Source organism: Luteolibacter sp. LG18 (assembly GCF_036322585.1).
Lineage (GTDB): Bacteria > Verrucomicrobiota > Verrucomicrobiia > Verrucomicrobiales > Akkermansiaceae > Luteolibacter.
In genome coordinates, this window is sequence record NZ_AP024600.1 from 3,305,059 (window position 1) to 3,317,586 (window position 12,528).

Below are 12,528 nucleotides of genomic sequence, written 5' to 3' on the forward strand. Positions count from 1 at the left end.
CTTCGCCGTTCGTCTAGCTGGTCGCCATCGCTTCCGTCGCATTCCTGTTCCGTTCCTTTTGCTCGATTGCGCAATGGAGAAAAAATCTCTAGACCCTTCATCATCGTGAATGCGTGCGAACAATTCAGCGAGGAGGTGGCAAAGGCCATCGGGAACTATGTCTACCGATTGGTAGATCCCCGGAACGGAGAGACCTTCTATGTTGGAAAGGGGAAGGGGAACCGCGTGTTCCGTCATGCCGCCGCGGCTCTGGAGAAGGCGGACGAAGAGGAGATCGGAGGCGCTCCGAAATACGATCGAATCCTCGCGATCAGAAACGCTCACCTCCAGGTGATCCATGTGATCCATCGCCATGAACTCTCCGATGAGGCCGCGTTTGAAGTCGAGGCTGCCTTGATTGACGCCTATCCAGGACTCACCAATCAGCAAGGAGGCCACGGCAGCGGCGCCAAAGGCCCCATGAGCCACCTCCAGATCATTCACAAATATTCACTGCCGGTCCTCGAAGGAACAGCTTCCGAAAAGCTCGTTCTCCTCAACATCAACGATCTCAAAAACCGTGCAGACGTCGCTTCCGTTTACGAACAGACACGCTTGGCATGGCGTCTTTCACCGGCCAAGGCCGAGCAAGCCGACTACGTCCTGGGCGTTGTCCGTGGCGTCGTCGTCGGAGCCTTCAGGGTCGACCGCTGGTTGCCTGCCTCCCGCGAAAACTTTCCCGACTCCGATCTTCCCCTCGATGATCCCAAGCTGTCCGGCCGATACGGTTTCATTGGCACGCCCGCTCCCCCGGAAGATTGGGATCGCTACGTAGGGCTGGCAGGAAAGCGCATTGTCACGGAGGCTATGAAGCATATCCAGAATCCCGTTCGCTACTGGGGTTTTTGAGGGGCCTTGATATTCGGATCAAGTGGCTCTGGGCTCTGGGCTCTGGGCTCTGGGCTCTGGGCTCTGGGCTCTGGGCTCTGGGCTCTGGGCTCTGGGCTCTGGGCTCTGGGCTCTGGGCTCTGGGCTCTGGATTCTGGGCTCTGGATTCTGGGCTCTGGATTCTGGGCTCTGGGCTCTGGATTCTGGATTCTGGATTCTGGATTCTGGATTCTGGATTCTGGATTCTGGATTCTGGATTCTGGATTCTGGATTCTGGATTCTGGATTCTGGATTGCCCTCCGGGCCATGCCAGCCAGCGGCTTCGCCGTTATCTAGCAGGTCGCTACCGCTCCCGCCGCATTCCGGATTCTGCTCGGGCAAATTGCACCCTGCTTCCCACTGGCGCATCCCGCTTCCCGCGTCTATCAGCAGCCACCCTTGCTGCCATGATCCACCACAGCCTCCGCGCCCTCGCCGCCACCTCCGCCCTCGTCGCCGCCCTCCACGCCACCCCCGTCTTTGAGCCCCTCCAGGGATTCGCCCTCCCGCCCCTCCACAGCCAGGGCACCCTCCTCCGCGCCGCCGATGGAAACTTCTACGGCACCTCCGCCCTCGGCGGAGCCTACGGCCAGGGCACCGTCTTCCGCCTCACCCCCGCCGGCGCCCTCACCGTCCTCCACAGCTTCGAATCCGGCGGCCCCCAGGACGGCCTCATCCTCGGCCCCGATGGCGCCCTCTACGGCACCTGCCCCGCCGGTGGAAACCTCGGCGATGGCTGCGTCTTCCGCATCACCACCTCCGGAGACCTCTCCATCCTCGCCGACTTCTCCCAGTACAATTTCAAAGGCTACGCCCCCCAGGCCGCCCTCCTCCTCGGAGCCGATGGCGCCTTCTACGGCACCACCACCCGCGGCGGCCTCCACGGCTCCGGCACCGCCTTCAAGCTCACCACCGGCGGCACCCTCACCGCCTTCCACCACTTCGATCTCCTCGAAAACGACCAGCCCGGCTGCGCCCTCGTCCAGGATGCCAATGGCGACTTCTACGGCTCCACCACCGGCGACCTCACCTACGCCCCCGGAGACGAACACCGCGGCACCCTCTTCCGCCTCACCGCCGCCGGCGTCCGCACCACCCTCCACACCTTCCAGCCCATCGGCTCCGGCCCCACCGATGCCACCCTCATCCGCGGCCAGGACGGAAACTTCCACGGCACCGCCAGCAACACCGGCACCGCCGGAAAAGGCACCCTCTTCCAGCTCACCCCCGCCGGCACCCTCACCACCCGCTACGAATTCGACGGCCTCCACGGCCAGGAACCCGCCGCCCCGCTCCTCCGCACCGCCGATGGCACCCTCTACGGCACCACCGCCTACGACTCCACCTACCTCTCCGGCACCGCCTTCAAGCTCGCCGCCGATGGCACCCTCGCCACCCTCCGCTACTTCGGCACCGCCGCCGCCCCCCTCGGCGTCCGCCCCCTCGCCGGACTCGCCCTCGGCACCGATGGTGCCCTCTACGGCACCACCAGCGTGAACCAGCAGGGCAGCGAGGGTGGGGGAGCCTTCAAGATCTCCACCGCCAACGCCCGCTACACCCTCCTCTCCACCTTCCGCTCCCTCTCGCCCGCCCAGCCCCTCGGCTCCCTCCGCGAGGCCGCCGATGGAAACTTCTACGGCATCTCCCGTAGCGGCGGCACCCACGATGACGGCACCATCTTCCGCATCACCCCCGGCCACGCCATCGCCCCCACCTACCACTTCGATGGCTCCACCTACGCCGCCCGCCCCACCAGCCTCGTCATCGGCCGCGATCGCAACCTCTACGGCACCACCTCCTACGATCCCCTCCAGACCGCCGGCACCTTCTTCCGCTGCACCCCCGGCGGCGTCCTCACCCGCCTCTCCACCTTCGATCCCGCCACCTCCTCCCGCCCCCTCAGCCTCATCCAAGGCAGCGATGGAAACTTCTACGGCACCGCCGAACGCGGCTCCGCCGCTGGAAAAGCCTCCCTCTTCAAACTCACCCCCCGCGGCGTCCGCACCGTCCTCACCGATCTCGACTCCGCCACCGGAAACTTCCCCGTAGGCGACCTCCTCCGCACCTCCACCGGCACCCTCCTCGGCGTCTCCGGCGCCGGCGGCACCCAGGGCCGCGGCACCGTCTTCACCCTCCCGTCCGGCGGCACCGCCACCCCGCTCCTCAGCTTCGATTCCGGCCCCGTCACCGCCGATGCCCCCGCCGCCGGCCTCGTCCCCGGCCCCGATGGCTGGTACTACGGCACCACCCAGTTCGGCGGAGCCTATGGCAATGGCACCGTCTACAAGGTCAACGCCACCGGCACCTACCAGCTCGTCGCCTCCTTCCCCGTCAACTACGGCAGCAACCCGAACTCCAAGCTCCAGCCCGGCCCCGATGGCTCCCTCTACGGCACCACCGCCGGCACCAGCATCTACAACCTCGGCACCGTCTTCCGCGTCACCCCCGCCGGCCAGATCACCCTCCTCGCCAGCTTCGATGGCGACAATGGAGCCCAACCCACCGGCGACCTCCTCCTTGCCAGCGACGGCCACCTCTACGGCACCACCCTCGAAGGCGGCACCACCGCCGAAGGCCGCCCCGCCGGCGGAGGCGAATACTACCGCATCCGCCTAGGCGCCCTCACCACCCCCCAGGCCGCCGATGCCATCACCGCCCGCGGCGCCACCCTCCACGGCACCGTCCAGACCGGCGGCCTCGCCACCAACGTCGCCTTCCAATACACCACCGATCCCACCTTCCGCCGCTCCACCACCGTCCAGCTCGGCACCCTCGCCCCCTCCGCCAATCCCACCTCCGTCCAGACCACCCTCACCCGCCTCGCCCCCGGCCGCACCTATTGGTTCCGCCTCCTCACCCGCAACGCCGAAAACCCCATCGACCAACCCGGCGACGCCCTCTCCTTCACCACCCCCCGCAGCTAGATCCCCCGCACCACGGCCCTCCCGCCGGTACCGCGAGCGTCCCGGCTCGCTCTTCCGCTGGGATCGCGAGCGTCCCGGCTCGCCCTCTTCCTCTTCGTTTTGGATTTAGTGCTTGGGATTTAGTGTTTTCCCTCTCCCATCCCGGCCCCTCGGACCCACTCGTCCCAGGGGCCGTCTCCTTTTCCATAAATCCTATAGGACCTATTAGTCCTATAGGCCCCATCACCCCGCAGGGTAGGGGAGGGGAAGGAGTTGAGGCTTTAGCCGAGGAAGGTCTTCAGAGGGGGGCGGAGTCCCCTGAGCTTCCTCCGCTCCACCCACGTCCATCCTCCCCTCCGGCCTCCGGCCTCCGGGTTGCCCTTCGGGCGGGCCATGCCAGTCACCGGCTGCGCCGTTATCCAGCAGGTCGCCACCGCTCCCGCCGCATTCTGGCCTCCGGCCTCCTCTCATTCATCTTGCTCCCCGGCGAGATATCATGCATTCGCCGCGCGTGATGTCTCTCCCCGGCCCGCTTCTCCTCCGTCTGGCCCTGTCGCTGCTCGCCCTCTGCTCCGCCCTCCGCGCGGACACCGCCCCGGAAATCGTCCCCCTCACGCTCGCCTCACCCCTCGGCGCGTCCTATGGCGATTCCTCCCTCCAGCACTTCGACGGACACGACCAATACTGGGGCCTGAAAAAGCGCCTCCAGCTCGATCCCACCGTTCCCTCCCTCACCGGCGAAACCCACCCCTACACCCTCAACGGTGAAATCTGGGCCGCCACCTACGACCGCCTCCTCGTCAACGCCTACCTCTCCCCCGGCGTCTTCCAACCCCAGGCCCGGGACCTCGCCGATGGCGCCCTCATCGCCCCCGTCACCCTCTCCGATGGCTGGGCCTTCGCCTCCCTCGGAGCCCAGGCCCCCGGCTCCCGTGAGCGCCTCGCCGCCCGCCTCGTCTTCCGCCCATCCCCCGTCACCCCCGGCCGCCAGGAAGCCGGCTGCGCCCTCGTCGATCTTGACCTCGGCTCCGTTCGCATCCTCACCTTCGGCCTCGTCCCCACCGGCCTCGCCACCGCCGATGCCGTCACCGGCCTCTTCCTCAGCCCCGGGAAAATCGCCGCCGTCTTCCGCCTCACCGGCGGCCGCAGCCAGCTCCGCATCTTCGATCGGAACACCGGCTCCCTCCTGGCCGAGCGGGAACCCGACAGCGTCTCCCGCATCCTCGGATTCTCGGACGACTTCATCTGCCTCCTCACCTCCGGCGGCTACTTCGTCGCCCCCACCACCCTCGACTCACTCACCCTCCTGCCCACCGGCACCTCCTACTCCGCCACCGTCACCGGCGCCATAGCCGGAAACTCCGTCTGGCTCGCCGTCCGCGCCTCCGGTGCCGCCTCCACCCGCTTCCTCCGCTACAGCACCCTCTCCACCCTTCGCGCCCGCGTCCTCGATGACCTCCTCCTCCCGGACCCATCGGACACCCTCCGCGCCCATGCCGCCTACGGCCCCACCTGGCTCGCCATCCACCAGCCCACCGCCGGCGCCGTCCACTTCTACGACCTCGGAGACCAATCCCCGCTCCACTTCCCCGTCGCCCGCCTCACCACCACCCCCGCCACCGAACGCGAAGGCCGCCTCACCGCCACCATCACCCTCGACAAACCCGCCGCCACCCCCACCTCCGTCCGCCTCACCTCCGAAGACGCCTCCGCAAAGGCCGGCCAAGACTACACCCCCATCGACCTCCGCGTCACGATCCCCGCCGGAGACCTCACCGCCACCGTCGATATCCCCCTCCTCGAAGACACCCTCCTCGAGCCAAACGAATCCTTCACCCTCCGCCTCTCCCAGCCCGATCACCTCCGCCCCGGCACCGGCACCACCCCCGCCATCATCCGCGGCACCGGCTTCGGCCGCTGGGAACGCCCCCTCGCCAGCGGCCCCGTCTATCCGGACACCCAGCTCGTCGGCACCACCTTCGGCCCCATCCTCGCCGCCACCGATACCCGCCTCGCCGCCATCGTCCCGGCAGGCACCCCGAACGAGGGCAAGCTCGCCATCTACGACCTCGAAACCCTCCGCCTCCTCAAGCTCCTCACCGCCCCCCTCGGCTCCGGATACACCACCCGCGCCGCCGTCGATCTCGAAGGCTCCAAACTCCGCCTCCTCAACCCCGGCTCCAACCTCACCCACTGCCTCCAGATCGACCTCGAAACCGGCACCCTCGAAACCTCCGCCACGCTCCCCTTCGCCTGGGACGAAGGCCCCCTCGCCGATACCCACCTCTGGCAGGACTCCCGCCACCTCATCCAGCCCACCTACACCGGCGGCGCCAGCCACTGGACCCTCCACGACCTCCTCGATCCCGCCGCCACCCGCACCCTCCCCATGGACGGCGGCACCATCGTCCTCACCGCCGATGCCACCCGCATCGCCACCCTCCTCGAAACCCGGAACCCCGCCCCCCCCTGGGACTACCTCCGCCGCATCGAGATCCGGGACCGCGCCACCCTCGCCCTCCTCGGCACCATCCCCTGCGCCGCCTTCACCACCTCTCCCACCAGCACCGACTATCCCGCCCTCGCCCTCGCCCCGGACACCGTCGCCCTCACCCTCGCCGGCCGCACCGCCGCCTATCACATCGCCACCGCCGCCGAACTCTGGAACCTCGATGGCCCGCACCCCGGCTCCGCCATCCCCGGCCCCTCCGCCACCACCCGGGATGGATTCCTCCTCCTCCACGGCGGCGAAGCCACCGATACCCCCGGCCTCCAGATCCGGGACCTCCGGAATGGTGCCCTCCTCGATACCTACGATCCACGCCGTACCCCATCCGCCTTCTCCACCGGCGGCTACCGCCTCGATCCCTCCGCCGCCGGCTGGGCCGGCACCGATGGCCTCAAAGCCTTCCGCCTCCTCGCCACCCCCCAGGACCCCGCCTTCCTCCCCATCACCGCCACCATCCTCGAAAACCTCCCCCTCGCCATCACCCTCGTCCCCTACGAACGCTTCACCGGCACCCACCCGCTCACCTGCCGGGAACACCCCCGCACCCAGCTCCCCGCCGAATTCGCCGATCTCCCCGGCACCCTCACCACCACCCCCGGCGGAGCAGACACCCCCTTCACCCTCCACCCGGTGAACGACCGCACCCCCCGCGCCGGAAACCGCACCACCCAGGTCCTCTTCTCCACCGCCGCCCACCCCTTCAGCCTCGTCGGCACCCTCACCGCCACCATCACCGAGGATGACTCCACCATCTCCTCCTCCCCCTATGCCGTGAAGGCCGGTGCCGATCCCAGCCCCGCCGCCCGCCTCGCCGTCACCGCCGATTGGATCGCCTCCGATGATGGCACCACCATCCAGATCCACTCCGCCACCACCGGAGCCCACCTCCGCACCATCCCCGTTCCCGTCACCGCTGGCTCTCACTCCCTCGCCATCCACGGAAACCGCCTCTTCTACGGCTGCCCCGCCGCCGACTTCAAATCCGGCGCTAAAATCCTCCCCCGCGTCGGCGCCGTCTTCGTCTACGACCTCACCACCGGCCAGCTCCTCGCCACCCTCGGCAATGCCAACCCGAAGGAATACTTCGGAAACTCCCTCGCCACCAGCGATCGCTGGCTCGCCGTCGGCAGCATCCTCCACGCCACCACCGGCACCTGGGACACCACCGGCGGATCCCTCTCCGTCTTCGACATGACCACCCTCAAGCGCGTCATGCTCAAAACCTCCACCACCCGCGGCTACGGCCAATCCATCGCCCTCTGGCAAGACCGCGTCTACACCGGCGCCGGAGGCACCGCCGTCACCCCCCGCGGCGGCACCAAACAAACCAACGCCGGCAGCGTCCTCGGCTACACCCTCCCGCGCGGCACCGCACTCCCCGTCATCCTCCCGCCCGCCCCCGTCCAATACGGCCGCTTCGGAGACACCCTCGCCATCGCCGGAAACCGCCTCGCCGTCCTCCAAGGCGGCTGGTCCACCGGCACCGATCTCGGCGGCGTCCACCTCTACAGCCTCCCGGACCACGCCCTCCAGCTCTCCCTCAGCCCCACCACCCCCGCCACCTACGGCGTCACCGCCAATATCTCCAGCCCGCTCCTCCTCACCCCCGGCCTCCTCTCCTACGGCCCCGGCTGCACCTTCCTCGATCTCCCCACCCGCGCCTTCCTCGGCACCTGGCACCCCGATGGAAACATCCTCGCCACCGATGGCACCTGGCTCTACTGGGCCACCACCGGCGGCATCTCCCGCCGCGCCCTCTCCCTCCTCCCGCAGCCCAATCTCCCGCTGCCCCAGCCCCTCGATTCCTACCCCTCCGGCTACACCTCCTGGGCCTATTCCTTCCTCGGCGGCTCCGCCCCCCAATCCACCCGCCTCCCCGATGCCGATCCGGATGGCGATGGCCTCACCAACTGGCAGGAATTCGCCACCGGCTCCCACCCCGCCCAATCCGGCAAGCCAAGCTCCTTCCTCTACCGGAACCAAGGCTGGCTCATCCTCAACTACCGCCGCGCCAACCCCTCCATCGGCCGCCCCGTCCACCCCGAATACAGCACCGACCTCATCCACTGGACCCGCCAGCTCCCCCCCGGATGCGAAACCTGGAGCCAAGGCACCCAGAACGGCATCGAAACCATCGAGGTCGACATCAACACCACCGCCACCCCCCATCTCTGGCTCCGCCTCTCCTTCACCGACTGACCCGCCCCACAGGGCAGGGGAGGGGAGGGGAAGGAGTTGAGGCTTTAGCCGAGGAAGGTCTTCAGAGCGGGGCGGAGTCCCCTGAGCCACCGGCCGCTCCACCCACGCCCGCCCCTCTTCCTCTTCGTTTAGAATTCAGTGCTTGGGATTTAGTGCTTGGAATTCAGTGCTTCTCCAAAAGCCTCCTCCTCAACTCCGGCATCGTCATCGAAAGCGCCCCGCCCGGATCATTCTTCCGCCCCGGGCTCACCTCGTCGTGACCCAGCACATACTCATACCGGAACACCTCCGGATGATTCCCCTGCAGCCACCGCAGCAACCGGAAAAGCGCCCGCTCCTGCGCCTCCGTGAACTTCTCGTAAGCCCCCGCCTCCTGGTTCTCCGTCCGGCACGGCACCACCCGCACCCCGCCCGGCGGCACCGCCACGTGAAAATACGTCTCATACCCCGCGCCCTTCCTCTCCAGCTTCCCCGCCGCCTGGATCTCGATCCCCACCACCTCGTTGCTCACCCGCTCGTTCAGCCCCTTCCACCGGCTCTCCCCCGCGTGCGATCCCCATGAATCCAACGGGAAATTCTGCCCGATGTTCCCCTCCGCATCGATCACGAAATACGTGTGCCCGTTCCGCACCTGCTCCTCCATCCCCGCCTTCAGCCCGCTCCGCCGCCCCGCCGTGAAGTGCACGATCGCCCCCACCGGGTAACCCCTCTCATAGCGCCCCCGCGTCCGCGCCGCCGGGAAATCCGTCTTCGCGAACGGACACCACAACGCCTTCGCCCCGCGCCCCGGCACCTCCTCCTCCGGCACCGGCACCGCCCTCTCCGGTGAGGGCGCAGGCTTCTCCTCCGGCTCCAGCACCGCCGCCAGCAGCGCCAGCACCTCCGCCTTCGCCGCCGCATCATTCCACTTCTCCCGCACGAACCAGCGCACGGTATACAACTTCTCGCGATCCTTCTCAGTCATGGGGCTATTGGTTAGGGCCTATCCTCCATAACCCCATGACAACCCCATGGCAATCCCATGTCTCTTCCGTAAAGTAGCACAAGCATTCCTGCTTGTGGGTGGGGACACTCGCGAACACCCCCGCACCTCCAGTCCGCCAAGTAGCGCGAGGCTCCCGCCTTGCGTGTGGGGAAGACTCCCGGAGTTCCTCCCACCCCCAGTCCGCCCTCTCGCGCCCCATGGTACGTGGTCAACACAGAGACCCGAGGTCCCCCAAGGGACATCATCATCTTCTTCTGGATTCTGCAGGCGCGCGGGCGGCGAAACCCATGCTCGCATCCGCCGCCGCGCTCATCGGCGATCAAATGACCTATCTCTTTCCTCCGGATGTGAAGGGCGGCCATCTGCGCGTCACCCGCTTCGAACTGGAGACCGGCCACCTCCTCCCGCGCGCAACCGGAGACCTCTGCCTCTTCGTGGCCGCGTTCGTGAGAACGTGGGTGGCGCAGACCCACCCCGTCCCATGCCGCCTCCTCCAAGCCGGACCGCCTGCCAGAGGCGACCCGGCTGCTTGGCTCCGAAGATCCCTCCTCGTCAGCCCCGCTTGGTTCTGGCATCACTGCCGGACCGTGACCTCCGAAGCCACCCCCGATGAACCGGACCGCCAATCGGCCGCCGTCTACTGGCTGCTGCTCGCATCCGCCGCCGCGCTCATCGGCGATCAAATGACCTATCTCTTCCCGGTCGATGTGAAGGGCGGCCACCTGCGGATCACCCGCTTCGATCTCGAGATCGGCGACCTGCTTTTCCTCCTGAAACACGGCTTCGGCTCTCGCCTCGGCGAAATCCTCCTCCTCGCCTGGCGGCTGCTGGAGATGGCGTTGCTCTATGGCGCCCCGCTCTTGATCTGGCTCGGCCGCCGCAGCCGCCCGATCACGTTTATCGCCTTCGGCATCGGCGGCCTCGCCCTGGCCCGCTCCATCGGTCGCTGGACCCTCGATCCCGCCCCCATCGGCCCCGGCTGGGTCCTGTGGATCGTCGCCTGCCTCGCCCTCCTCACCGGCCTCTTTCTCGGCCGGTCCCGCGGCAGTGAAAGCCAAAGTTGTGCGCTAGGCTGAATCGACATTCAAAGAGGATGCGGGTGCCTCTGATGTGGAGTGCGGCGAGGCATCGCCGCTTTCAGCGGAGGCGAGCGATCGCCGGGTGTAACACCTGCATTCGCCAACCCGCTCCCACGTTCCAGAATCACCTCATCCTTGGCTCCGGCTCCTCTTCAGCCTCCTCTTCGTCTTCGCGGGAGCCTACTCCTGGTCCTACCTCAAAGGTCCGGCATGGGGCGCCTGGACCCACACCATCGCCGTGCTCCTCGCCTGCACCGGCTACTGGCTCATCCCGCCGTCCCCGCATCGTCCTCCCCATCCCTGAACGCCTCACGGTCCACGCGGCGCGAACGTCCCGCCACCCGCCTCATCACCCTTCCCGAAACAGGGCCCCGGGCCTGCCAACTGGCGGCTGCGCCGATGGGGGAGGGTCGCGTTCGCTCCCGCTGGCTTCTTCCGATTTTACTCCTGCGTCCTCGCCGTTTAGGATCCTGTGTTCCGGATCTAGCGCCTTCTTTCCATGCCCTCCCTCCGCCAAGCCGTGCTGGGTGCCCTCGCTGCCCTCGCCGCGCCCCTCGCCGCGCCCCTCGCGCGGGCCGAGCCGCCGCCCGTGGCAATGGTGAACACCTCCCAGCTCCTGGGATGGGACGAGGCGTACCACGCTCCTTCCCCTGACACCGATTTCGAGTGGATCGCCCGCGACTATCCCGAGCTCGCCCCGCGCGCCGGAAAGATCCGCGAACGCTATCTCGCCAGCCCCCTCCACCTGGGAGCCCAGGCGCTCCGCCTCGCCGAAAAGCAAGAGCACCCCGGCTACGACTCCGAAGCCGTTCTGCGCATTCTCGAAAAGGACCACCCGGAGACCATGAAAGGACTCTCCCACACCGGCTCCCGCGCCTCCGCCACCGCCTTCCTCGACGCCAGCGAAGCCACCCTCCACCACACCGGCACCGGCTACACCTTGTTCCAATCCGACTGCCTCGCCCACGCCCCCGCCTACCGGCAAACGCCCCTCCTCGAATACACCGATGGCTGGAAAGTCCGCTTCCAGCACAAGGCCGCCCCGTCCGATCCCGCCCGGACCGGCTTCACCCTCGATCTCCCCGCCTCCTGGATCCAGGCCTCCAGCCCGCCTCATGCCCCGGGCCGCTCCTTCACCCACGCCTTCATCAGCGGAGCGGGCAGGGGACCCGTCACCCTCTACATCGGCATCAAGCCCACCGGTCCCGCCACCCCCGGGGAACGCCTGCCGCTCCTCGCCCTGGCCGAAGCCTGGCACCGCCGCCCCACCGGCTCCCCGGCACCGGACAAAGCCGCCCTCACCCTCGCCGGCCAACCCGCCACCCTCGTCATCTACGAAACGCCCGTCCGCGACACCTGGTCCCGCACCCTCTACTACCACACCCTGGACACCAGCCCCCTCCAGATCGATCTCGCCTTCACCCTCACCCCGCCCCCCGTCATCCCCGCTCCCGACAAAGCCGCCACCCCCGTCACCCCTGACCCTCTCCACAAATCCTACGCCCCCCTCCTCACCGCCATCGCCAACAGCCTCACCGTGCCGTGAGCATGAGAAGCGTCCTCTCCGCCTCACCCTCCCCGCCGCCGGGTGAGGTACGGTGCACGCCGTACAAACACCCCCGCCTCCTCGCCGCGCGTCTCGCCTTCCTCCTCGCCATCGGCGCGATGGTCCTGCTCCAGTTCGCGAGTCTCGGCGAGTACAGCGGCGAACGCCCCTTTTACAGCATCTGGCCCCACATCGCCCGTAACCTCGGATGCGCCTTCACCGGTCGCTTCTATGTCTTCGATGTCGTCGTCTCCCTCTTCTTCATCGCCCTCCATCTCTTGACCCTCGCCCAGCCCTTCCTCGTTCCCCTCTACACCCGTGCCCGACCGCTGCTCTGGGCCGCGCGCCTCCTGTTCATCGGTCCGTGGCTCAGTCTCCTCCTCACCGGAAACCTCGTCCCC

Annotated in this window: 7 protein-coding genes; 5 read left to right on the forward strand and 2 right to left on the reverse strand. The window is 67.9% G+C overall.

Translation table 11 applies throughout. From position 1 onward, the window contains the following. Nucleotides 1-105: 105 nt before the first annotated feature. The 3 genes from llg_RS13430 (at nt 106) to llg_RS13440 (ending at nt 8,517) form a co-directional block, all read left to right on the forward strand. Nucleotides 106-888 (forward strand): hypothetical protein, encoded by a 783-nt coding sequence (locus llg_RS13430; RefSeq protein ID WP_338285185.1) that lies wholly within the window; start codon nt 106-108, stop codon nt 886-888. 425 nt (nt 889-1,313) lie between these two features. Continuing rightward, complete coding sequence (locus llg_RS13435) at nt 1,314-3,830, forward strand: choice-of-anchor tandem repeat GloVer-containing protein (protein ID WP_338285186.1); 2,517 nt, start codon at nt 1,314-1,316, stop codon at nt 3,828-3,830. A 475-nt stretch (nt 3,831-4,305) separates the two neighbouring features. Continuing rightward, a complete protein-coding gene (locus tag llg_RS13440; RefSeq protein ID WP_338285187.1) occupies nt 4,306-8,517 on the forward strand; it encodes a Calx-beta domain-containing protein in 4,212 nt (1,403 codons plus the stop codon). A 163-nt stretch (nt 8,518-8,680) separates the two neighbouring features. Here llg_RS13440 and llg_RS13445 read toward each other — a convergent pair whose 3' ends face one another. Next, nucleotides 8,681-9,481, reverse strand: coding sequence for an N-acetylmuramoyl-L-alanine amidase (locus tag llg_RS13445; RefSeq protein WP_338285188.1), 801 nt, complete (start codon nt 9,479-9,481; stop codon nt 8,681-8,683). Between the two features lie 308 nt (nt 9,482-9,789). Here llg_RS13445 and llg_RS13450 point away from each other — a divergent pair, with 308 nt between their 5' ends. Both llg_RS13450 and llg_RS13455 read left to right on the forward strand, forming a co-directional pair. Beyond that, nucleotides 9,790-10,578, forward strand: a complete 789-nt coding sequence (locus tag llg_RS13450; protein ID WP_338285189.1) for a hypothetical protein — start codon at nt 9,790-9,792, stop codon at nt 10,576-10,578. Between the two features lie 502 nt (nt 10,579-11,080). Then, nucleotides 11,081-12,127 carry a hypothetical protein gene (locus tag llg_RS13455; RefSeq protein WP_338285190.1) on the forward strand — a complete coding sequence of 349 codons (1,047 nt, stop codon included), beginning with the start codon at nt 11,081-11,083 and terminating at the stop codon, nt 12,125-12,127. 23 nt (nt 12,128-12,150) lie between these two features. On the opposite strand, the gene llg_RS13460 is transcribed toward llg_RS13455, so the two are convergent. Then, a complete protein-coding gene (locus tag llg_RS13460) occupies nt 12,151-12,402 on the reverse strand; it encodes a hypothetical protein (protein ID WP_338285191.1) in 252 nt (83 codons plus the stop codon). Nucleotides 12,403-12,528 lie beyond the last annotated feature (126 nt).